Here is a 22,698-nt window from a genome sequence, read left to right on the forward strand (position 1 = left end):
TCTGAGCCTGTGGAAATGTGAAGGAATACCGGAGGGATACAGGGTAACCAGGCATGCGCGGCATGGTTGATGGTTGGGAATGCGACCGATAGGATGGGGAAACCGAGAGTCGCGCTGTACCCCCGGTGGCAGTTACGCCCCCCCTCCCTTCACGGAGCCTCCGGATTTGAACCGCCCCACGTTGCTGCTCGCCCTGTGTCTGGTGCCCTCCCTGGCGCCCGCGCAGAGCCAGGAAGGCATGGGACTCGACCTGACGAAGGAAGAGTCTCCTGCCGCGTCGTCCCCTTCTTCCGAGGACACACCCGCTGCACCGCCCGCGGAGGAGGCAGCGCCCGCCGTGGCCGCCACCGCGGAGGAGACTCCAGAGCCCGAGCCCATCGCACCGCTGACCGACATCACCCAGGAGGACCGGGTGAAGAGCGTCCAGCGCAAGGTCTACCGAAAGAAGGGTCGCTTCGAGCTGACGCCGCTGGTCAGCATCTCGGTGAATGATCCGTTCTACTCCAAGGTGGGCGCGTCGCTGCGCGGCGCCTGGTACCTGGCGGACACGCTCGCCATCGCCGGCCGCGCGTCGGTGATGCAGGTCGTGCCGTCCGACGACGTGCGGACGGCCAAGCGCACCTTCAACAGCAAGATCTACAACTCCGTGCCCGAGTGGTCCGCCATGGGCGACCTGGAGTGGAGCCCGCTGTACGGCAAGGTGGCGTTCCTCAACTCCATCCTCCACTTCGACGGCTACCTGCTCGCGGGTGCCGGCGTGGTGCGGACGGAGACGTCCGCGCTGCCCGACCGCGGGCTCAACCCGGCCGCCGACCTGGGCCTGGGCATGCGCTTCGTGGCCAAGGACTACCTGGCCGTGAACGTGGCCCTCATCAACACCTCCTATGTGGATCAGCCCCTGGGCAGCAGCAAGGGCGCCATCCAGAACATGATGACCCTCAACGCCGGCATCTCGCTGTTCCTGCCGTTCAGCTCGACGGGGAGGGACGCGGAATGAAGTGGACCCTTCGTCTGCTCCTGGCGCTGTGCCTCGTGGTGCCCGCGCTGGGCCACGCCCAGTCCTCCTCCAAGGAGGAGGAGGAGGCCGGCGACGTCTCCGAGGTGGACAAGGACCGGCTCGGGCCACTGCGTGAGCGCGTGCGTCCCGTCTCCGGGCACCTGTTCCTCAAGAAGGGGCGCTTCGAGTTCAGCCCCTCCGCCTCGGTGTCGCTGCGCGACGCCTTCTTCAGCAAGTACATCTTCGGCGGCACGCTCACCTACCACCCGCTGGAGACGCTGGGTGTCGGCCTGCGCCTGGGCTACGCGCTCAACACCGTGGCCGGCGCGGCGCAGATCTGCACCTTCACGGACGGCACCGAGGGCGGCGCCACGCGCGGCTGCGGCTCGCCCACCATGAACCAGCTCGACGGGCAGGCCCCCGGCCAGCTCAAGCTGCTGGCTGGCGCGGACGTCCAGTGGGCGCCCATCTACGGGAAGCTGTCGCTCTTGGCCGAGAAGTTCATCAGCTTCGACCTGTACGGCGTCGCGGGTGCCTCCGCGGTGCAGTACCGCGGCCCGGACCTGTCCACGCCCACCGGCGCGAAGAACTACATGACCGGCGGCGGCAACCTGGGCGTCGGTGCGCGCTTCTTCTTCAACCGCTGGGTGACGCTGCGCACGGAAGTGCGTGACCTCATCTACGTGGAGAAGAGCCGCACCGCCGACAACTACCTGCGCAACCAGCTGATGTTCGAGCTGGGTGTGTCCTTCTTCTTCCTCAACGGCTCCGAGTCATGATCCGCTCCTTCCGGCTCATCCGTCTCGCCGTCCTCGGGCTCGCGCTCGCCTGGACGGCCCCCAGCTTCGCCCAGAGCTTCGAGGGCCTGGACCTCGGCGCCGCGTCCAAGAAGAAGAAGCGCGGCACGACCCCCAGCAAGAAGAAGAAGACCACCACCACGCGCAAGACGCGTGGGGGCAAGTCGACCAAGACGCCGACGCCGCCGGAGGAGGACGCCGCCGCCTCCACCGAGACGCCGGCCGCCGAGTCCGCGCCCGCCGTGGCCACGCCCGCCGCTCCCGCGACGACCACGCCCGCTCCCGCGCCGACCCCGGCCGCGCCGCCGGCCTCCGCGTCCACTCCCTCGTCCGGTAGCTCCTCCGGTGGGCTGGGGTTGGACCTGACGCAGGAGGCGCCCAAGCAGACGGCGCCCACCATGTCCTTCGACGCGGTGGACGTGTCCGGCAAGACGGCGGACCGCCAGCGCCTGGACATCGCGGTCAACCTCTTCAAGAACGACGAGTACGAGAAGGCCGCCATGTCCGCGCACGAGCTGCTCGCGGACGCGAAGCTGGCGGGCCTGCACACCGAGGCGCGCTACGTCCTCGCCAAGTCGCTCTACCGCATGGGCATGTACCACTCGTCCCTGGGTGAGTTCTCCAAGCTGCTCGCCCTGGGCCCGTCCACCAAGTTCTTCAAGACGAGCCTGGAGTGGCTCTTCTTCATCAGCCGCAAGACGAAGAACGAGACGGTCATCCTCGACGAGATTGCCCGGCACGCGAACCAGGAGTTCCCCGAGAAGTACCGGAACGAGTTCCGCTACCTCCTGGCGCGCTACCACTTCGTGCGTGGCCGCGCGCTGGACCAGGTGGGCCAGCCGGCGGACGCGGACAAGAGCTTCGAGGAAGTGAAGCGCCTGTCGCTGAGCATTCCTCGCAATGACCCGTTCTTCCCGCGCGCGAAGTACCTGGAGGGCCTGTCCGCCTTCCGCAACGGCAGCCGCACGAAGGACGCGGCCTCCAAGCGCGGCAACGGGGAGATGCTGGCCTCCGTCGAAGCGATGAAGGAGGTCATCCGCCTCACCCGGCCCATGCCCGGCAAGTCCGCCGAGCAGGCGAAGCTGGACAAGTCCCTGCGCGAGCTGGCCTTCATGCAGCTGGCCCGTACGCACTACGGCATGCAGCAGAACCGCTACGCCCTCTTCTACCTGGGCAAGGTGGAGCGCGGTAACACGCAGTGGCTGGAGTCCCTCTTCGAGGCCTCCTGGGCCAACTACCGCGTGGGCCAGTACGAGCAGGCGCTGGGCAACCTGATTACGCTCTCGTCGCCCTTCTTCCGCGAGGAGTACTTCCCCGAGGCGCTCATCCTGAAGGCGGTCATCTATTACGAGAACTGCCGCTACCGGGAGTCCAACCTCATCCTCCAGGACTTCGAGCGCACGTACCTGCCGGTGCATGACCAGCTCGAGGCGCTGGTGAAGAAGAACATGGACGCCGGGGAGTACTACTCGGTGCTCGCCGAGGTGCAGAAGAAGAACAAGGACGGCCTGGAGAAGAACGAGACGGACATCATCCTGGAGCGCATCCTCCGCCTCGCCCTCACCGACCAGGACCTGAGCAAGACGAACGACTCCATCCTCGAGCTGGAAGGGGAGATGGACGCCTTCGCGAACCGGGCGGACACCTTCAAGTACTCCGACTTGAGCAAGACGCTGCTGGAGGGCCTCAAGGTCCAGCGCACCGCGCTCATCTCCAAGGCCGGCATCATGGCCAAGGGCAAGCTGGAGACGGAGCTCGTCGCGCTCAAGCAGCTGCTGGCCAACGGCCTGCGCATCAAGTTCGAGACGACGACGAAGGAGAAGGAGTTCCTCGAGGAGCAGCTCAAGGCGGGTGGCCGCACGGCCATCGTCAAGAAGTACAAGTACTCGGTGGCCGTCTCCGACGACCAGCTCTACTGGCCGTACGAGGGCGAGTACTGGCGCGACGAGCTGGGCACGTACCAGTACACGCTGACGAAGGGCTGCATCGAGCGCGACACGGCGAACCGGAACGTCCAGTCCGCCGAGGCGATGTAGTCGTACCCGTCACAACGGGGACTTCTCCACCCCACCCACCGCCGGGGGCGCTATGTTCCGCGCTCCCGGCGGTTTCGTTTTTGAAAAGGAAGGTGTTCCTGGTGGTGAGGCGGGCGGCGTCACTGCGCGTCGTCTTCGGAATCGTCGCGCTGGACCTCATCGGGTTCGGCATCCTGATTCCGCAGCTGGGCGTGTACGGGGTGAAGTTCGGCGCCTCACCGTTCACGGTGGGGCTGCTGATCTCCGTCTATTCGTTGATGCAGCTGGTGGCCGCCCCGGTGCTGGGCCGCTTGAGCGACAGGTACGGCCGGCGGCCGGTGCTGCTCATCAGCCAGGTGGGCTCGCTGGTGGGCTACGTGCTGTTCGCCTTCGCGCACTCGCTGCCGCTCCTGTTCGTGGCGCGCATCATCGACGGGGTGTCCGGGGGCAACATCTCCACCGCGCAGGCGGTGGTGGCGGACATCACCCCACCGAAGGACCGGGCCCGGGGCATGGGCGTCATCGGCGCGGCCTTCGGGCTGGGCTTCGTGCTGGGGCCGGCGCTGGGCGGCTTCCTGGGGGCGTGGGGAGGCAACCTCGCCATCGGCCTGTTCGCCGCGGGGCTGGTGGCGCTCAACCTCGTGTGCACCTTCTTCTTCCTGCCCGAGTCGCGGGCCCCGGGTGGCCCGGAAGGGCACGCGCGCACGCTGAAGGGCGCGTCGCTGGCCATGCACCTGCCGGTGGTGGGGCGGTGCCTGGTGCTGGTGCTGGTGTTCACCACCGCGTTCGCGCAGATGGAGGGGACCTTCTCCGTCTACCTGCTGACGCGCTTCCTCTCGACGGGGCCAGTGCCGCTCCAGGGCGGGCTGTTCCTGCAGGCGGCGCTGCCGGACGCGGCGGTGCTGCGCGAGGCGAGCCTGCGGGCCGGCTGGCTGTTCGCCGTGGTGGGCGTGCTGTCGGCGCTGGTGCAGGGGGGGCTGGTGCGGCGGCTGGTGGGCGGGGGAGAGGGCAGGCCCGGGCGCGAGGCCCCGGTGGCCGCGGTGGGCTTCGGGCTCACGGCCGCGGGGCTGGCGCTGCTGCCGGTGGCCCCCGGTTATGCGTGGCTCTTCCCGGTGATGGGGTTGTTGGCGGTGGGCTCGGCGCTGGTGAACCCGTGTCTGTCCGCCCTGGTATCTGTTCATGCCCCGCCGGAGCGGCTGGGCGCGGTGCTGGGGGCGTACCAGGCCTTCGGCTCGCTGGGGCGGATTGTGGGGCCGGCGCTGGGCGGGTGGCTCTTCACCCGTCTGGGGCCGGGGGCGCCGTACGGGACGGCGGCGGTGATGGTGGCGGGGGCGGGACTGCTGGCGTTATCGCTGGTGGCCCAGGCGAGAATGGCAGGCGCGGGGGCCGAGCAAAGGTCCTAAGATGGAGGCCATGGTGGGGACGCAGCCGCAGCCGGTGACGATTGCCTTCGATGTCATGGGGACGGACCACGGTCCCGCGGAAGTGGTCCGGGGCGCGGCGATGCTGTCGCTGGAGTCCCCCCACATCCACACGCTCCTGGTGGGCGACAGGACGCTCATCGACGAGGCGCTGGCCGAGGTGAAGCACAACGGCGAGCGCATCTCCGTGCAGCACGCGGCGGACTTCGTCGGCATGGACGAGAAGCCGGGCGAGGCGCTGGCGCGCAAGCCGAATGCCTCCGTGGCGGTGGCCGCGCGGCTGGTGGCCGAGGGCGAGGCGCAGGCGCTGGTGTCCGCCGGCAACACGGGCGCGGGCGTGCTGGCGTGCGCCCGTCACTTCCAGCTCATCCCCGGCGTGCGCCGCGCGGCGCTGGCCACGGTGTACCCGACGCGCTCGGTGCGTGGCGCGAAGGAGGACCCGTTCTCCCTCATCCTCGACGTGGGCGCCACGGTGGAGGCCAACGCGGAGGACCTGGTGACGTTCGCCGTCATGGGCTCGGCCTATGCGCGCATCATCTCCAAGAATGACAGGCCGAAGGTGGCGCTGCTGTCCAACGGCGTGGAGCCGCAGAAGGGCCCGCCGCGGGTGGTGGAGGCTCACGCGCGGCTGTCGGAGATGCACGACATCAACTTCATCGGCAACGTGGAGGGCATCGACATCCCGAAGGGCACCGCGGACGTCATCGTCACGGACGGCTTCGTGGGCAACGTGTGCCTGAAGATGCTGGAAGGCGTCCACGAGACGGTGGTGGAGCTGGCCCAGTATGCCTACAAGGAGAGCCTGCGCTGGCGCGCGGGCCTGGCCATGCTGTCCAGCGGCATCCAGCGCATCAAGGACATCACCGACTGGAACCAGTACGGCGGCGCGCCGATTCTGGGGTTCGACAAAATCTTCATCAAGGCGCACGGGCGCTCGAAGTCGCGGGCCATCGCCAACGCGGGGAAGGTGGCGGCGAAGGTGGTGGCGAACAACCTGACCACCGCCATCCGGGAAGGCCTGAAGAAGTGAGTCTGCCGGACCGCATCGACCCGCGTCCCCCGCGGCGAATCTACCGGTGGGACCTGGACAAGACGTACCTCCAGACGGAGTTCGACTCGCTCCGGGACCTGGTGCGTACGGCGTTCCAGAAGGCACACGAGAAGGTGGCGGTGCCGGGGGCGAGCGCGCTCATCCGCGAGCTGTCGGAGCAGGGTGACTCACGGCTGTGCATCGTCTCCGGCAGCCCCAAGCAGATGCGGGCGGTGCTGGAGGAGAAGCTCAAGCTGGACGGCGTGAAGTGGGACGAGTTCGTCCTCAAGGACAACGTGGGCAACCTCCTGCGCGGCCGCTTCCGGGCCCTGCGCGGGCAGGTGGGCTACAAGCTGCCGGCCATTCTGGAGAGCCGCGTGCACGCGCCGGTGGAGGCCGAGGAGGTGCTCTTCGGCGACGACGCGGAGGCGGACGCGTTCATCTACTCGCTGTTCGCGGACCTGATTGCCGGCCGTGTCGACGAGCGGGTGCTGTCGCAGGTGCTGGAGGCGGGCGGGGTGTACCCGGACGACCAGGCGCGGGTGCGCGAGGCGTGGAAGAAGATTCCGGTGTCGGACCCGGTGCGGCGCATCTTCATCCACCTGGACCGGCTGACGCCGCCCGCGCAGTTCTCCGCATATGGCCCGCGCGTGGTGCCCATCTTCAACTACTTCCAGGCCGCGCTGGTGCTGCTGGCGGACGGACACCTGACGGCGCCGCAGGTGCTCAAAATCGCCGTGGAGATGGTGCAGACGGCGGGGCACAACATCATCACCCTGTCGAACTCCTTCCAGGACCTGTTGCGGCGCGGGTTGCCGTTGCAACAGGCGGCGATTGCGCTGTCGCAGGCGCTGGAAGGGCCCAACAAGCTGCTGGCGGCGATGCGGCCCATGCCGGACATCCTGGCCGCGTTCAGCAAGCGCCTGGCCGCGCTGGGCACGCCGCCACCTCCGCCGCCGGTGCAGGCGGTGGACTACGTGAAGCTCATCCACCACGCGCTGCCGCGCACCCACAAGGGGCGGGGCAAGCCGTCGGAGGAGTAGGGCGCGAGGCCCGGCGCGACTCGCGCACCGGGCCCCGCGGGTGGACTCACGGAACTACGGGCAGGGGAACACCGCGTCGAGCGCGGCGACGGCGGCGTCCACGTCCACGTCCTCCGCGTTCGTCTTCGCCACCTCGGCCTTCAGCACGTCGGCCTTCGGCGGATTGATTTCGCGCACCGCGCGGTCGAAGAACGGGCCCAGCGTGTTGATGAAGGCCATGCGCGCCTGCGAGCCCTCCTCGTTGCCGCACGTCAGCTCCGTCAGGCGCTGGCGGAGGATGAGCGCGGTGCCGCGAAGCAGCGCCTTGTCGTACTGATTCCGGGCGCGCAGCTGCAGCTCCGTGTTCGCCGCGGTGCCGGACTCGTTGTCCAGGTTGCGCCAGCAGCGCACCGCGAGCGCGGCGTCATAGGCGCGCTCGTGCGTCTCCGGCGCCAGCTCTCGCACGTAGCGCGCCAGGCCCTTGGGCTCGCCGCGCGCGGTGCCGCCCGTGTAGTAGGCCCAGGCGCTGTCGCAGTCCTTCGGCGCGCTGCCGCAGCTCATCACCTCGGACAGCGGGGAGACGTAGAAGAACCAGAGCAGCGCCGCTTCGATTCGCGCGGCCTGCACGCGCGGCGCCTCACCCTTGCCGCCCCGGGTGAAGGCGTCGGTGATGATGGGCAGCAGCTTCGCCGGACCCACGCAGCGGTCGGGGGCTGTCGCCGGCACGCCCTCGTCCCGGCACCTTCCGCCGTTGGGCGCCGCCGGGTAGTGGACGTCCTCGCGGCGCTGCACGCGCGAGCCGATGCCCTCGGGCTGCGTGTACAGGTCGTACGTCTCCACGAACTCCTGCGCAGTGGGGACCTTGCCGCCCTTCCACAACTTCGTTGCGATTTCGTCGAACGCCGCCACACGCGCCACGGTGGAGATGTTGGGGTCGATGGGCGAGTACGTGTTCTCGTCCGAGATGCACGCGGGCCACGCGTCCGTGGTGCTGTTGTTCGCGGTGGCGTTGCGCGGCTGGTAGTCCGTGGCGGCCGGCTGGCAGGCGGTGACGTTCTCCGTGTAGTGCGGCGGGTTCGGACAGTCGACGTCGGTGCCGCCGGCGTCCGGCGGGTCCGTGGGCTTCGGGTCGTTGTCGTCGCAGGCGGTGGACAACAGGGCCACCGCGGCCAGGGAGAGGAAGATGCGCTTCATGGATTGCTTCTCCTGCGGGGGAAGGCGCTCAGAAGGGAGTCGCCTCCAGGGAAACCACGAGTCCTCGGCCCGGACCATTCACGCTCGAGCCGTGCGAACGGTATGCCGCGTCCGTCACGTTCTCCAACACGGCGGCCACGACGAACCGCGTCCCCAAGCGCCACGCGGCTCGCGCTTCGAGCACCGCGTAGCCCGGTGTACCGCCGAGCGGAATTCTCGCGTCCGAGCGGTCCGCCACCGCCAGCCGTGTCTGCTCTCTCGCCCAGCGCAGGCCGGTGCTCGCGGACAGGCCGGAAGGGTGGGCCCAGAGCAGCTCCACGGTGCCGTTGAGCGGAGGCACACGCGACAGTGGCACGCGAGGCGAGTAGGGCACGTCGGGGTTGCTGGGACGGTCCGCGAGGTTGGGGCCCTCGCCCCAGGTCCATGCGATGCCGGCCTGTGCGATGAAGGCCGCGGGCAGGCGCACGCGCGTGCTGCCTTCGAGGCCGTAGAGCATGCTCCGCTCCGGCGCGTTGACGAGCTGGAAGCGCGACCAGGACGCATTGCACTGCGGCGTCGACGGCGGGCAGTCCGTGACGTTGCGAGGCCGCCGGCTGATGGCTCCGTCCAGCCGGGTGGCGAAGCCCCAGCCCTCCAGCGTGACGTGGCGGGTGTGCACGCGTGAGCCCAGGTCCAGCGTGGTGGCGCGCTCGGGAGACAGCGCCGCGTTCTCGAACTGGAAGCCCGGGCCCGTCTGCTGCCGCGAGGTGAGGTCGTCCAGGTTGGGCGCGCGGAAGGAGCGGTCCACGTGCGCCAGCAGCGTGAGGACCTGTGCGGCCCGCCACTCGACGCCCGCGTGGCCCACCCAGGGCACCCACGTGTTGTTGACGGCGAGCGTGCCGGACTCGACGTCCTCCGGGGCCCGCGCGGACGCGAGCCCCAGCCGGGTGCCCGCGCGCGCGGTGACGTCCGGGTGCACCGACCACTCGGCATCCACGAAGGCGCCGCCCGTGAAGTAGCGCGAGCCCTGGAGGTACTGGCCACGGCTGCGCACCAACTCCACCTCGAGGGCGGTGAAGGTGGTGCGTGCCTTCGAGCGCACGAAGTCCTGCGCGCCGTCCGCGCCGAAGGTGAGGCGCAGGGGCCGTGAGGCCACGGTGTACGGCTTGGGAGTCACGCGCACCGTGGCGCCCAGGGTGTCCACGGTGTCCGTGCCCCGGTCCACCACGGCGAACGCGGGTCGGTTGAAGGTGCGCTGCTCGTGTTGCTGCTGCCACGAAAGAGTGGCGCGGGCGGTGAGGCCGTCGGGCTCCGCTCGGGACCAGGCCGCATACGCGAGCGTACGGAACTGCGCGTCGTACTGGAGGCACTCGTCGAAGCGGGAGAAGGGCGGCGCGCACTGGTCCGTGCGCGGGGCGTTGAACTGGCGATAGAGGTACGCCGCCGCCGTCAGCGAGTCCGTGGCGCTGGCCCGCCACACGAGGCGCCCGTCCGCCGTCACCTCATCGAAGCCCGTGCCGAGCTGCGTGCGGTCGTCCTCGTCGAAGCGAGGCACCTCCGGCAGTTGTCCGTCCGTGAGGTTGCGCACCGGGCCGCCGCTCTCCAGTAGACCGATGCGCCGGCCGCCCACGCCGCCGATGAAGCCGAGCCGCTCCGTGGCGCCCTGCACCTGCACGCGCCCGCCGCGCTCGCTGTCCGAGGTGGCGCCGCGCAGGAAGAAGGTGGGGCGGAAGGGCGTGGGCTGTCGGGGCGGCTCCAGCGGGTGGGCCAACATCACGCCCCCCAGCGCGTCCGAGCCGTAGGGCGTGGAGGCCCCGCCGCGCAGCACCTCGACCGAGTCCAGCGTGCGCGAGTCGAGCGTGAAGAAGTACTGGTTGGGCCCCTGGCGCCAGGTGCTCGTGTTGAGGCGGACGCCGTCGAACAGCGCCAGCGTCTGCTGCCCGGTGAGGCCGCGCACGAAGGCCGAGCCCTGCGCGTGCGCCGTCTGCTGCACGAAGACGCCTGGCTCCCAGCGCAGCGCATCGGGCGCGGAGCGGGGCAGCCGGCGCTCCAGGTCCGCGCGGGTGACGGTGCTCGACGCGCGGCCCTCCGGGGCGTCCTCCGTGGCCGCCTGGCCGGAGATGACCGTCTCCCGGTTGGAGGGCTCGCTGTGCGGGTCCGCCGGAGCCTGCGCCTGAACGGGCCTGTCCGCCGCCACCAGGTCCTGCGCCCACGTCGGCGCGCCGCACAGCAGCCCCAACGCCACGCCAGGGGCGAGCAGGGCGGAGCGCACGGACGGGGCGGGACGGGGAAGACGCATCAGGACCGGAAGACCCACGATACCCGGGCGCCGCGCCGTGTCAGCCTCGTGGCCGCACCTGGGGACCGCCACCGGCTCCGAGCTTGCCTGCCCGCCCACCAGCCATGCGGCATCTCCCGCCCGGCCCCTGCCCGAGCGGCCCGCAGCCCGCTTCCCGGGCGGCCTCCAGAACGTTTCACGTGCGTGGCGTGTTGATACGGGACAAAGTGCCCCGGAAGAACGGGTGTTTCCACGCGTTTCAGGCCAGTCAGCCACGTGAGCGACACCCTTCGACGTACCCGGAGCGAGCCCGGAGCAGGATGACCTTCCACGTCTCCCCGAATGTTCCACCGCGAAGGGATTCCCCGCCCATCCGCCCGTGGGGGTGCGGGGAAGACCCTACCCCCCGGGGAGGACGCAGCGGCGAGGGCCCGGTGGCCCCCGCCGGCCCGGTGACGCCGGTCAACATTGTCTTCACTCGCTACTCCCTGGCCGGGTGGATGCGGTATAGACGGCTGCCCTTGAAGCGCCCCCTGGGGGGCGTCTATTGGCGATGACGCGAGATTCGACTGAAACGCCGCCTGCCGGCATGACGCTGCCACCTGCGCCCGAAACTGACGCGCGCGAGGTTGCCTCCTTCGAGGCGGCAGCGACTTCCGAGCGCGGCGCACAAGAGGTTCCCATGAGTTCAAACCCGGAGCTGTCGGCGCCCCCCGAGCGGGCCAGCGCCTCCGAGCCCGTGGCCGCCGACGCGGCCCCTTCCGAAACCGAAATTCCTTCCACCCCCACCCCCGAGTCCCCCGAGCCGCCCGCCCAGGCCGCCCGCGCGGATGAAGAGGTCGACGACGACGAGGCCGACGACGACGAGGCCGAGGGCGTCTTCGACGAGACCGGCTTGTCCGCCGAGGCCGTGCTCGCCGCCGCCGAGGCCGCGGACGCCGCGGAGCGCGGCGACGAGGAGGTCGAGCAGGTCCCCGTCGTCCTCGAGCCCGAGCCCGAGCCCACCCCCTACGAGCGCGAATTGCACGCGCCCCACGTCCGCCCCACCGGCGAGCCGGCGGAAATCGACCCGGACGAGCTGGACCCGGACGCCCTCAAGGTGGTGCTGCGCCTGCACCAGCACGGCCATCAGGCGTACATGGTCGGCGGCTGCGTGCGCGATCTCCTTCTGGGCCGCAAGCCGAAGGACTTCGACATCGCCACCAGCGCGACGCCCAACGAGGTGCGCGGCATCTTCCGCAACTGCCGCCTCATCGGCCGGCGCTTCCGGCTGGCGCACGTCTACTTCAAGGGCGGGAAGATCATCGAGGTCTCCACCTTCCGCGCCAACCCGACGGAGCTGGAGCCGGCCCCCGTTGGAGAGGATGAGGGCGAGTCGTCCGGTGAGGACCTGCTCATCACCCACGACAACGTCTTCGGCACCGCGCAGCAGGACGCGCGCCGCCGCGACTTCACCATCAACGGCCTCTTCTACGACGTGGCCGAGGGACGGGTCATCGACTACGTCCGCGGCCGCCGGGATCTGGACGAGCGCTTCATCCGGACGATTGGCGACCCGGAGATTCGCATGCGCGAGGACCCGGTGCGCATCCTCCGCGCCGTGCGCTTCGCCGCGAAGCTGGGCCTGGACATCGAGTCGCGCACCTACGCGGCCATGGAGGGCGCGGTGGAGGACCTGCCGCGCTGCGCGCCCGCGCGCCTGCTGGAGGAGACCTTCCGCCTCATCCGCGGCGGCGTGTCCGCCCCGGCGCTCAAGCTGCTGGACGCGCTCGACGCGCTCAAGATCCTCCTGCCGCCCGTGAATGCGTACCTCAAGCAGCACGGCAAGGAGGGCGAGAAGACCTTCTACGCCTTCGCCGAGGCGCTGGACCGGCGCGTCGCCGCGGGCGAGCCGCTGGACGACGCCATCCTCCTGGCCACGCTGCTGATGCCCATCAGCCGCTCGCCGGGCCAGGACGAGGCGCAGCAGGCCCAGGCCGCGTCGCAGGAGGGGGCCCGCCCGTCGGTGTCGCACGTGGTGGAGGACCTGCTCGCGGGCTTCGTGCAGTCCGCGCGCCTGCCCCGCCGCATCGCCGAGCGCTGCCGCATGCTGCTGCTGGCCCAGCGCACGCTGTCCGGCGAGCGCCGCCGCCGCAGCGCCGCCTTCAAGCGCCACCCGCTCTTCAGCGAGGCACTCACCGTCTTCGAGATGACGGTGGAGGCCACCAGCGAGGGGCGTGAGCAGCTGGACGCGTGGAAGTCCGGCGAGGTGCCGCCGCCGCGCGCGGATGCGGCCGACAGCGAGGGCTCCGACGCCGGAGGCCAGCGCAAGCGCCGCCGCCGTCGCCGTCGCCGCCGTCCTTCCGGGGGCGGGGCCTCCGGTGAGGGGGCGTCGTCTGGTTCGTCCGCGTCGGGCTCCGACGCGGGCGACGCTTGAGCCTTCCGACTCCGACGACTCCGAGCCCCTCGCGGGCCCGGGTCTACGGAGGGCTGATGCTGGGCGTGGTGGCCGTGTCCTGGGCCGCCCCGCTCATCCGCTTCGCGGAGGCGCCTTCGCTGGCCATCTCCGCGTGGCGCCTCACCTTCGCCTCCGTGCCGCTGCTGCTCCTGGCGCTGCTGCGGGGCCGCGGTGAGTTCTCCGCGCTCACCCCGCGCACGTGGGGTTGGCTGACGCTGTCGGGGCTGGCCCTGGCGCTGCACTTCGCGACGTGGATTGCGTCCTTGCAGTACACCACCGTGGCCAGCTCGGTGGCGCTCGTCACCACGACGCCCATCTGGGTGGTGCTGTTCGCCTGGCTGTCCCTGTCCGAGCGCGTGGGTCCGCGCGGGCTCGGCGCCATCGGCCTGTGCCTCGCGGGCAGCGTGCTCATCGGAGCGCGGGACTTCGCGCTGGGAGGACAGGCACTCTGGGGCGACGTGCTCGCGGTGCTGGGCGCGATTCTGGCCGCGGCGTACTTCGTCATCGGCCGGCGCGTGCGCGAGGCGCTGTCGCTGGGCACCTACGTGGGCGTCGTGTACTCGGTGGCCGCGGTGGCGCTGCTGGTGGCGCACGCCTTCGTGGACTCGCCGCTCACGGGCTTCACGCCGCGCACCTGGTGGGTGCTCGTGGGGCTGGCCGTGGTGCCGCAGCTCATCGGCCACTCGATGCTCAATGCCTCCGTGCGCCACCTGTCCGCGCCCTTCGTCTCGGTGGCGGCCCTCGGCGAGCCGGTGCTGGCCACGCTGTGGGCCGTGCTGCTGCTGAGCGAGACGCCCGATATGGTGCAGCTCCTCGGTGGAGGCATGGCCCTGGTGGGCGTGGTGCTGATGGCCCGCGAAGAGGCCCTGCGCCAGCCCCCGCCGCCGGACATGGTGCCGGCGGCGGACTGACGTCCAGGCCCCGCCGCCCGCACGCCTCGTTCCCTGGGAGTGCGGGCGTCAGCTCCTTCACTCCAGCATCAGGGCCGGTGGATGCGCGAAGTCCCTCATCATGGGCGCTTCCGGCCCGGAGTTGAGCACGCACTCGCCGGTCCAGCGCTCGGCGATTGCACAGCCCGACTTGGGGTTGCCCCATCGGCCCGTGATGTTGAGCCAGGCCAGGCTGCCGGTGTACGTGCCCGGCTGCTGCCAGGGGAAGACGACCGGCCGCACCCACCCGTCCCAGGGGATTCCGCGGCTGGTGTCGTCGAAGAGGGAGTCCCCGTTGAAGAGCTCCCTGTAGGTGTGCCGGCCCGGCTCCGGGTAGAGGCCATGCGAGCCCAGCGCAGCGTAGAGCTCCGGGTTCCAGCCCAGGAGGGTCAGCCACTTGGAGCCGTAGAGCAGCGTCTGCCCTCCCGAGTGCTGGCTCAGGAACACCTGGTGCGGCCGGCCATCGATGAACCGCAGCGTCATGTGCTCCAGGTCTCCCACGTGGTTGCCGAAGGTGGAGTACTCGCCCATGCATCCAATCAAGTCATTGTACAATCCGAGGCACACCCGCTTGCCATTGTTGTACGGGTAGACGGTCCAGTAGATGAGGTCGGTGATGTTCGTGGGCTGGTCTCCCTGCGTGCGGTGGACGACCTCCACATAGAGCGGCACGTGCTTCTGTTCCGGATTCTGGCCCTTGAGGAATGGCGGGTTCGTGCAGGAGTCACAGCCCAGGTGCTCCTTGGTGACCAGGTAGTCGCCCCTGTCGTACACATTGGCCAGGAAGTACTCGACCGAGGAGGGCAAGTAGGACTCCGCCCAGTGCAGCCAGATGCGGGGCGCGAACTGGATTGCCGTCTGCCCGTCCACGGGCAGCCCCCTCAGCTCCGGGTTGGCGGTGGCGCTCTTGTTGAGGACCCAGAAGCGGCTGAGGTCGGAAGGGCCGTAGTGTTGCTGGCCCTTGAAGGTGGACAGGCTCAGGCCCCGGTGATCCTTGGGGTCCACCTGCGACAGGTTCACGTTGTATTTCGCGTGAGAGCCCGCGTCGTCCCAGACATAGGTGGAGGTGCCCGGGAGCACGTACTCGCTCTTCACGCACCGGATGAGCTGGGTGGAGGGCTTTTCGTAGCCCAGCGTCGTGACGGTGCCCAGGCAGGTGTAGCCCGCCGGAGGCACGGGGTCCCAGAAGGAAACCCTGTAGGTTCCCGGCGAGCCCTCGTTGTTCCAGATCCACTGGTAGTCGGTCGGAGGCGCGAGCAGGTCCCCCTCGCCGGACACCACGAAGGTCATCCAGGGCGCGTTGCCATGGCCGGGCATGGCCACGTCTCCGAGCGAGTAGTAGCCCGGATGCTGGTCGAGCTTCGCGCGGTAGACGGTCACGGCGTCTTTGGCTCCCGAATTGATGTCGCTGTAGATCCACTCGAACTGGTTCGTCGCCTGGACGAGGAGGCGCTGTGGGAAGCGCAGCAGGGCCCTGTCCGCGCTGACCGTGAACTCGGCGCTCTGGCCGGGGTCGCGGGTCGCCGCGACCAGCTTGTAGGTTCCCTCCGGAAGCATACGGGTGAGCCGCGCGTGGGTGCCTCCTCCGCCGTTGTCATCCTCCGCGAGCACGTTGTCGTTCGCGTCCAGCAGGTAGAGATAGGCATTGGCGGACGAGGTGAGCTGGAACGTCACCTCTTCGCTCGGTCCGGAGACGTCCACGAGGAGCTTCCGGTTGGCCGGGCTGGACGGGGACCGTCCGCCGGAGCTGATCCAGTGGCCATACACGACGTTGCCCACGCGGGCCGCCATCCCGGGCGATTGGGGAGCGAAGACCTGGACCTCGGCGAGGCTCAGGGCGTTGGTGCCGTCGAGCTGTACGCGGACGTACCTCGCCGGGCGGTTGATGGTGAAGGTGGTCTGCGTTGGCGCGGTGCCCGTGTAGGGGAAGTCCTGCCAGCTCGTCCCGTCCTCGGAGACACGCACCCGGAAGTTCTGGAGCCGGTCCGAGCAGCAGTCAGTGCGGTTGTGGAGGACCACGGTGGAGATGGGTTGCGCGCCCTGGAGGTCGACCTGCCACCAGGGCTGGGCCTGGTGGTTGGTGTGGGTGACGGAGCCTGCGCTCCAGTCACCGTTGGTGGAACCGTCCACCGCGAGCGCTGCCGCGCCGCCGACGCCCGGGTAGACGCTCGACTGCGTCGTCGGCTTGCCGAGCGCGAGGTTGAAGGACTGGAAGACCTGGACCTCGGCGAGGCTCAGGGCCGTGGCAGTGGTGCTGTGGAGCTGTACGCGGACGTACCTCGCCGGGCGGTTGATGGTGACGGTGGTCTGCGTCGGCGCGGTGCCCGGCGCGGGGGGGATGTCCTGCCAGTTCGTCCCGTCCTCGGAGACGCGCACCCAGACGTACTGGAGCCGGTCCGAGCAGCAGTCGGTGCGGTTGTAGAGGACCACGGTGGAGAGGGCGTACGTGCCCTGGAGGTCGACCTGCCACCAGGGATGGGCCTCGTAGTCGGAGTGGGTGACGGAGCCTGCGCTCCAGTCACCGTTGGTGATGCCGTCCACCGCGAGCGCCGCCTCGCCGCCGCCGCCCGGGTAGATGCTCGACTGCGTCGTCGGCTTGCCGAGCGCGAGGTTGGGGAGGGTGTCCACTGCTTCCCGCACGCTGGCGACGGGGGTGTCGTCGGGTGGCGGGGTGTCGGTGGGAGCCTCCGTGGAGCACGCGCCGAGGAGCGCGGCTCCCGCGAGGCATGAGAGCCAGGGGCGTATGAAGGTTCGTGAAAGGGCCATGTGCCTGCCTGTGGGGGGACGCACGACCGCTGGTGGCCGGCGAGATGCCGGCGAGCCGCGACCGCGCGACGGGGCCCAGAGCAGCCGGCGTGCCATGGCCTGCTCACAGGAGGCCGGCCCTCCCAGGCCGGGGCGGCGGGCTGTTTCCACGCGTGGAAACGGAGCTCCGACGCGTGGAGCTCCGACGCGTGGAAGTGCCGCGGGAAGTCTGCTTTGCTTCGGGCCGTGTCCTCCCAGCCCCGACCCCCGGCGTGGGACCACTCCACCGCCGATGCCTCGCGAAGCCCGCTCACCGCGGAGGGCTCCCGGCTCGTCCCGGCACTGACCATCGCCGCGCACCCGCAGGCCCATCGCGTCGGTGAGCGGCTGTTGCTGGAGTCGCTGGCCGCGGGCCGTCCGGTGCACCTGTCCCGCAACGAACCGGACTTCCTGCGGCCCGGAGGGGCCTTGGGCCTGCACCTGGCCGACCCCTTCCTGAGCCGCAAGCCGCTCGTCTTCGCGCCGGGCGCGGCGGAGGGCGGCGTCCGGCTGGAGCCGAGCGAAGGGGGCCGCGTGGCCGTCGGCGGCGAGGTGCTGCGCGCGCCATGGGAGCTGACGGCGCAGGAGGTGGCCGAGGGCGTGCCACTGGAGCTGGCCGGGCGCGTGCTGCTGGTGCTGCACCTGGCGGACGCCGCGGCGAAGCAGGCCGAGGACGCGCTGGGCATGGTGGGCAGCAGCGTGGGGCTCCAGCGCGTGCGCCAGCACATCATCCGGGTGGCGGACCTCGACGTACCGGTGCTCATCCGAGGAGAGACGGGCTCGGGCAAGGAGCTCATCGCCCAGGCCATCCACCGGCACGGCACGCGCAAGGACAGGCCCTTCGTCAGTGTGAACCTGGGCGCCATCCCCCGTGAGCTGGCGGCCGCGGAGCTGTTCGGCTCGCGCAAGGGGGCCTTCACCGGCGCGGTGCGGGACGAGCCCGGCTTCTTCCAGGCCGCCCATGGGGGGACGCTGTTCCTGGACGAGGTGGGCGAGGCGCCCCCCGAGGTGCAGGTGATGCTGCTGCGGGTGCTGGAGACGGGGCAGCTCTACCCCGTGGGCGAGCGCACTCCCGTCTCCGTCGACGTGCGGCTCGTCGCCGCGACGGATGCGCACCTGGAGGAGCAGATTCAAGCGGGGCGCTTCAAGGCGCCGCTGCTGCACCGGCTGGCCGGCTACTCCATCCGCGTGCCGCCGCTGCGGGAGCGGCGGGAGGACATCGGGCTGCTGTTCCACCACTTCGCTCGCGCGGAGCTGGAGGCGCTGGGGGAGGCCGGACGCCTGAATCCCGCGGAGCCCTACGCCGAGCCCTGGCTCCCGCCGGCGCTGGCCGCGCGCCTGGTGGGCCACCCGTGGTCAGGCAACATCCGCGAGCTGCGCAACGTGGTGCGGCAGCTCGTCATCGGCAACCGTGGCCAGCCGTGCCTGCGGCTCGACGCCCAGCTCGAGCAGGAGCTGTCCCTGGCGAAGCTGGCGCCCCCGGGCCGCCCCGCCGCCGCACCGCCGCCCCCGGCCGAGGCCCCCGCCGCGCCCCGCCGCAAGCCCTCCGGGATTTCCGAGGCGGAGCTGCTGGCCGCCCTTCATGAGAACGACTGGGACTTCCAGGCCGCCGCTGACCAGCTCCGCATCCACCGGTCGTCCATCTACGACTTGATAGACAAGAGCCCGAACCTGCGGACCGCCGGGGAGCTGAGCGCCGAGGAAATCACCCGCTGTTTCCACGAGTCCCAGGGGGACCTGGATGCGATGACCCGGCGCCTCCAGGTGTCGAAGCGGGCGCTTTGGCGTCGCGTGAAGGAGCTCGGCCTCGCCTAGGGGGCGCACCGGGGCCGGGAGGCCTCTGCTGTCGCGGAGTCTTGGATTTCTGGCATACCCGGTGTTCATGCCCGAGTCCGACGTGGGAGCCAACGCGATGAATCAGAGAGCTGAGCTGCGGAGTCATGCGTCCGAGGTGTCGCAACGCGGTGTGAGGCAGGCCCTGGCGCGCTTGCTGATGACGGGGCTGCTGCTGGGGCTGCCGTTCGCCGGGCTCGTGGTGGGCGCGACGTCGGAGGCCGCGCAGGAGGCGCTACCGCCCGACCCGGCGCCCACCAGGTGCAAGAGCTATCACCACGAGGTGGTCATCGACTTCAGCGGAGAGGGCATCGTCTTCATTCCGTCCCGGTGCCTCGAGGTGGGGGGCACGGTCCGGTTCATCAACCTGTGCGAGGAGGAGACCCTCGTCACCGTCCATGGACCCGAGCCGTACTTCGGCCTGTTGTTGCCTCGCGAAGGGAAGACCGACCGGGTCTTCAAGACGGAGGGCAGCTACATCATCAAGGCCGCCGAGGGGTGTCCCGAGATGCCCCACGACTCCAGGACCGGGACGCTGGAGGTGGCAACGGGCCCTGGCCCTGAAGAGGGTGCGTCGCCGTGAGTCGGGGGTTCAGCGCGAGGGCCTGCTCGCGGTCCTCGCGGGCCTGGCGTGTCAGCCCGGCTTCTTCACGCAGGCTTGAGCGCAGCAGCAGCGCGTCCGCCCAGCGGGGGCGCGCGGCCAGCACCTCGTCCGCCAGGGCGAGGCCGCGCTCCAGGGCGGGGCGCGGCTCCAGCCCCGCCGTCCTGCGCCAGGCGGCCCACTCGCGACAGAAGTGGCCGAAGGCGACGCGGTAGTCCAGGCGCTGGGGCTCCAGCTCGAGCGCCTTCTCGAAGGCGTGGGCGGCTTGCTCGAAGTCCTCGGGGCGCGCCCGCCGCTGGCGCGCGAGCCAGCGGGCCCGTAGCCCTCGCACCTCGCCCTGGGCGAGCCAGGCCAGGGGCTCCCGGGGGCCGCGCTCGAAGGCCTGGCGCAGGGCCGCTTCGGCCCGGTCGAGGCTCCCGCGCGGCTCCCCCGCGTGCTCCAGCTCGAAGGCCGCCCTCCGGGCATGGACCCGGGCCAGGCTGGCCGGGTAGTGCGCGCCGCCCGGAAGCAGCGCGCTGGCTTCCCGGTAGGCCGTCTCGGCCGCCAGGAGGTCGGGACGCGGGTCCTCCCCGGTGAGCGCGCGCCAGGTGGCGCGCTCGGCGTGGGCCTCGCCGACGTTGTGGTGGCCAAAGCCCTGCTGGGGGGCGACCTCGATGGCCCGGCGCGCGGCCTGCTCGGCCTGTTCGAGGAGGGGGAAGGGGGCGTCGCCGGAGTCCCACGCCACCCGCGCCTGCTCGATGAAGACCGCGCTCCGGCCGTTGTGCAGCTGCGCGATGCGGTCGTTGATGCGCAGGCCGTCGTCGAAGAACTCCAGGGCGGTGGCCAGGTCCGGCCCGGCGTCGCCTCCCTGGCTCCGGCGCCGCTGGGCGAGCTCCAGGTGCAGCGTGCCCCCCAGGAAGCAGGGCACGTAGTTGCGCGGGTTGAGTTTGCGCGAGGTGTCGAGCGCGGCCCGGGCCTGCTCCAGGTCCTCCAGGGGCGCCGCGGCGCGCGGCTGGGTGGCCCGCGTGAGGTAGGCGATGCCCAGGTTTATCCATGCGTCCGGCAGCCGCTCGTCGAGCCGGATGGCCTCGCGGTAGGCCGCGATGGCCTCCCCGCGATGGGCGCGCGAGTCCTCTCCCTTCTCGTCCTCGTAGTCCGCCTGGATCTTGAAGACGAGGCCCCGGGTGGCGTGGAACTCGTAGTCCTGGTCCTTCGCGGGAATGCTCTCCAGCAGCGCCACGGCCTGGCGGAGCGGGGCATCGGGGTCCAGGCTCCGGGCCTGGAGGGCGCGTGCCCGGCGCCAGAGGCTCTGCACCTGCTCCATCCGGGCCCGGGGCGGCTCGGGCACCAGGTGCATGGCGGCGCGCGCGGCCAGGAGGGCCTTCTCGAGCGGCTCCTCCACGTCACCGCCCCGGCTCATGCGGTACTCCGCCAGCCGGTTGTGGAAGCGCGCTTCCAGGACTCGCGCCAGCCCGAAGTCCGGGTCTGACTGGAGCGCGCGGGCGACCGCCTCCAGCCCGCGGGTGAAGGGGGGCAGGACGTCGCCCTGGCCGTAGAGCTCCATCACCATCGCGGTGTACTCGAGCCTCGCCAGGGACCTGTGGACCTCGGGCACGCTCTCGCCGGTGGCGGCGGCGGCGGTGTAGGCGCGGCGGCCGGCCTCGAAGTCGGCCAGCGCTCCCTCCCGGTCGCCCTGGTTCCACCGCCGGGTGGCGCGGGCCTGGAGGATGTCGCCCCGGAGCTGGGGCGCCTCGTGGAACCAGGGGAGGCGGTCCTTCATCGCGTCGAGCCAGGTGAGGGCCTCGTCCAGCCGGTCCTCGTAGAAGGCCAGCAGCGCCGCCACGTACTCGGGGGAGGGCACGTCGGCGCCGTGGCTCTGGCGCAGCCAGTCCAGGGCGGGCGCGCGGTACTGGCGCTGGACGTCCTGCTTGCGCGACTCGCGCTGCTCCGGGGCGCGGAGCCGCTCGGCCTCCAGGAGCTGCTCCTGGTACAGGTGCCCCAGCACCAGGGCCAGGGACCAGGCGACGCGGGGCTCACGGAAGCCCTGGCTCCAGGCGGCCTCCAGGTGCTCGCGGGCCAGGGCCTCGTCGCCCAGGGCCAGCGCGCCGCGTCCCAGGGCGTAGTGGCCCGGGCCCGCGGCCAGCGCGCCGGCCTCGTGAATCTCGGCCTCCAAGGCGCGCATGTGGCCGCGGAGGGCCTCGCGGTCCGCGCGGGTGTCGTGGAGCTGGGAGAGGCCGGAGTAGCGAGCCAGGGCCTCGATGCGCTCGACGCGCTCGGTGAACCGGCGTGAGAGGTCCTCGCGCCGGCTGGCCTCCTGCCGGGTGAGGGCGACCTGGACGGCGGCGAGCGCCACGGCGAGCAGGGCCGCGGCCGCCACGCCCACCACGATGCGGTGCTTGCGGAGCGTCTTGCGCAGCCGTTGGCCCGGGCCGGAGGGGCGCGCCCGCACGGGCTCGCCTCCGAGGAAGCGGTCCAGGTCCTCCGCCAGGGCGCGCGCCGAGTCGTAGCGGGCCGCGCGCTCCTTCTCCAGGCACTTGAGGACGATGGCCTCCAGGTCCACCGGCAGGGCGGGGTTGAGCGCGCGCGGCGGGCGGGGCTCGACCGTCGCGATGTTGCTGAGCACCTCCAGCCCGTTGTCGCCCGGGATGGGAGGCTGGCCCGTCAGGAGGGAGTAGAGCGTGGCGCCGAGGCTGTAGACATCGGCGCGTCGATCCAACCGGGACACCTCGCCGCGCGCCTGCTCGGGCGCCATGTAGTGAGGGGTGCCGAGCACTTCGCCGGTGGCGGTGAGGCCCGGCGCCTTCCAGTCGCGCGCCAGCCCGAAGTCCATGACATAGGGCTTGAGGCGGCCATCCTCGGTGCGCTCGACGAGGATGTTGCCGGGCTTGAGGTCCCGGTGGATGAGGCCGGCCCGGTGGGCTGCGTGGACGCCTTCGGCGGCGTCCCGGAGCAGGAGGGCCGCCTGCTCCACGGTGAGCTGGCCCGCGAGCTGGTTCAGCGGGAGCCCGTCCACGTACTGCATGGCGATGAAGGCGCGCCCCTGGACCTCTCCCACTTCGTACACCTGGCAGACCCGCTCGTGCTCGACACGGGCCTGGGCGCGGGCCTCGGAGAGGACGCGCCGGGTGAGCCCGCTGTCTGCTTCCCGCACGAACTTGAGGGCGGCATGGCGGCGCAGCCGCGGGTCATAGGCGAGGAAGACCTGCCCCATGCCGCCCTGGCCGAGGAAGCGCACGCCCTGGTAACGCTCCCAGCCGGGCACGGGAAAGACGGGAGCCTCCGGAGAAGGAGGCCGGGCCGAGGGGGGACCCTCCAGGGTGGGTGCACCCGCTGCTCCGTCTCCGACGGCCCCGCTCATGGCTCGCGCTCCCGTGGATACGGCAAGGCGTCAGCGTAACGCCG

14 protein-coding genes are annotated in these 22,698 nt (G+C 71.0%); 10 read left to right on the plus strand and 4 right to left on the minus strand.

Annotated elements, in window-relative coordinates; genetic code table 11:
* Positions 1-166 precede the first annotated feature (166 nt).
* The 6 genes from G4D86_RS26400 to G4D86_RS26425 all read left to right on the plus strand — a co-directional run bounded on the left by G4D86_RS26400 (position 167) and on the right by G4D86_RS26425 (position 7,303).
* Complete coding sequence (locus G4D86_RS26400) at positions 167-997, plus strand: outer membrane beta-barrel domain-containing protein (protein ID WP_163996807.1); 831 nt, start codon at positions 167-169, stop codon at positions 995-997.
* Positions 994-1,776 carry an outer membrane beta-barrel domain-containing protein gene (locus G4D86_RS26405; RefSeq protein ID WP_163996808.1) on the plus strand — a complete coding sequence of 261 codons (783 nt, stop codon included), beginning with the start codon at positions 994-996 and terminating at the stop codon, positions 1,774-1,776. Before G4D86_RS26400 ends, G4D86_RS26405 begins: the two co-directional genes overlap by 4 nt.
* Entirely contained in the window at positions 1,773-3,830 is a 2,058-nt protein-coding gene (gene gltC / locus G4D86_RS26410) for an adventurous gliding motility protein GltC (RefSeq protein ID WP_163996809.1), read from the plus strand. Before G4D86_RS26405 ends, gltC begins: the two co-directional genes overlap by 4 nt.
* A gap of 101 nt (positions 3,831-3,931) precedes the next feature.
* Positions 3,932-5,212, plus strand: coding sequence for an MFS transporter (locus G4D86_RS26415; RefSeq protein WP_163997036.1), 1,281 nt, complete (start codon positions 3,932-3,934; stop codon positions 5,210-5,212).
* A gap of 10 nt (positions 5,213-5,222) precedes the next feature.
* Positions 5,223-6,260 (plus strand): phosphate acyltransferase PlsX, encoded by a 1,038-nt coding sequence (gene plsX / locus G4D86_RS26420; RefSeq protein ID WP_163996810.1) that lies wholly within the window; start codon positions 5,223-5,225, stop codon positions 6,258-6,260.
* On the plus strand, positions 6,257-7,303 hold the full coding sequence (locus tag G4D86_RS26425) for a phosphatase domain-containing protein (protein WP_163996811.1): 1,047 nt from the start codon (positions 6,257-6,259) through the stop codon (positions 7,301-7,303). The genes plsX and G4D86_RS26425 overlap by 4 nt, the downstream gene beginning before the upstream one ends.
* 54 nt (positions 7,304-7,357) lie before the next feature.
* Here the strand turns inward: G4D86_RS26425 and G4D86_RS26430 are convergent, their stop codons facing one another.
* Positions 7,358-8,476: a hypothetical protein gene (locus G4D86_RS26430; protein ID WP_163996812.1), complete on the minus strand. Its 1,119-nt coding sequence runs from the start codon at positions 8,474-8,476 to the stop codon at positions 7,358-7,360.
* A 28-nt stretch (positions 8,477-8,504) separates the two neighbouring features.
* Positions 8,505-10,754: a TonB-dependent receptor plug domain-containing protein gene (locus tag G4D86_RS26435; RefSeq protein ID WP_163996813.1), complete on the minus strand. Its 2,250-nt coding sequence runs from the start codon at positions 10,752-10,754 to the stop codon at positions 8,505-8,507.
* Positions 10,755-11,415: 661 nt separating this feature from the next.
* Between G4D86_RS26435 and pcnB the strand changes: the two genes are divergently transcribed.
* A complete protein-coding gene (gene pcnB / locus G4D86_RS26440) occupies positions 11,416-13,149 on the plus strand; it encodes a polynucleotide adenylyltransferase PcnB (protein WP_163996814.1) in 1,734 nt (577 codons plus the stop codon).
* Positions 13,146-14,081, plus strand: coding sequence for a DMT family transporter (locus G4D86_RS26445; RefSeq protein ID WP_163996815.1), 936 nt, complete (start codon positions 13,146-13,148; stop codon positions 14,079-14,081). Before pcnB ends, G4D86_RS26445 begins: the two co-directional genes overlap by 4 nt.
* Positions 14,082-14,138: 57 nt before the next feature.
* Here G4D86_RS26445 and G4D86_RS26450 read toward each other — a convergent pair whose 3' ends face one another.
* Complete coding sequence (locus G4D86_RS26450) at positions 14,139-16,865, minus strand: galactose-binding domain-containing protein (RefSeq protein WP_163996816.1); 2,727 nt, start codon at positions 16,863-16,865, stop codon at positions 14,139-14,141.
* A gap of 225 nt (positions 16,866-17,090) precedes the next feature.
* Here G4D86_RS26450 and G4D86_RS26455 point away from each other — a divergent pair, with 225 nt between their 5' ends.
* Together G4D86_RS26455 and G4D86_RS26460 are read left to right on the plus strand one after the other, a co-directional pair.
* Entirely contained in the window at positions 17,091-18,698 is a 1,608-nt protein-coding gene (locus tag G4D86_RS26455; protein WP_163996817.1) for a sigma 54-interacting transcriptional regulator, read from the plus strand.
* A gap of 97 nt (positions 18,699-18,795) precedes the next feature.
* Positions 18,796-19,299 carry a cupredoxin domain-containing protein gene (locus tag G4D86_RS26460; RefSeq protein ID WP_163996818.1) on the plus strand — a complete coding sequence of 168 codons (504 nt, stop codon included), beginning with the start codon at positions 18,796-18,798 and terminating at the stop codon, positions 19,297-19,299.
* On the opposite strand, the gene G4D86_RS26465 is transcribed toward G4D86_RS26460, so the two are convergent.
* Positions 19,199-22,558, minus strand: a complete 3,360-nt coding sequence (locus G4D86_RS26465; protein ID WP_240360485.1) for a serine/threonine-protein kinase — start codon at positions 22,556-22,558, stop codon at positions 19,199-19,201. The two genes, G4D86_RS26460 and G4D86_RS26465, sit on opposite strands and share 101 nt — an antisense overlap.
* Positions 22,559-22,698 lie beyond the last annotated feature (140 nt).

It is taken from the genome of Pyxidicoccus caerfyrddinensis, assembly GCF_010894405.1.
Classification (GTDB): Bacteria; Myxococcota; Myxococcia; order Myxococcales; family Myxococcaceae; genus Myxococcus; species Myxococcus caerfyrddinensis.

Excerpts from the sequence above, each read along its gene's own strand:
- G4D86_RS26405 (WP_163996808.1), top strand. The coding sequence starts at position 994 with ATGAAGTGGACCCTTCGTCTGCTCCTGGCGCTGTGCCTCGTGGTGCCC.
- gltC (WP_163996809.1), top strand. The coding sequence starts at position 1,773 with ATGATCCGCTCCTTCCGGCTCATCCGTCTCGCCGTCCTCGGGCTCGCG.
- plsX (WP_163996810.1), top strand. The coding sequence starts at position 5,223 with ATGGTGGGGACGCAGCCGCAGCCGGTGACGATTGCCTTCGATGTCATG.
- G4D86_RS26430 (WP_163996812.1), bottom strand. The coding sequence starts at position 8,476 with ATGAAGCGCATCTTCCTCTCCCTGGCCGCGGTGGCCCTGTTGTCCACC.
- G4D86_RS26435 (WP_163996813.1), bottom strand. The coding sequence starts at position 10,754 with ATGCGTCTTCCCCGTCCCGCCCCGTCCGTGCGCTCCGCCCTGCTCGCC.
- pcnB (WP_163996814.1), top strand. The coding sequence starts at position 11,416 with ATGAGTTCAAACCCGGAGCTGTCGGCGCCCCCCGAGCGGGCCAGCGCC.
- G4D86_RS26450 (WP_163996816.1), bottom strand. The coding sequence starts at position 16,865 with ATGGCCCTTTCACGAACCTTCATACGCCCCTGGCTCTCATGCCTCGCG.
- G4D86_RS26460 (WP_163996818.1), top strand. The coding sequence starts at position 18,796 with ATGAATCAGAGAGCTGAGCTGCGGAGTCATGCGTCCGAGGTGTCGCAA.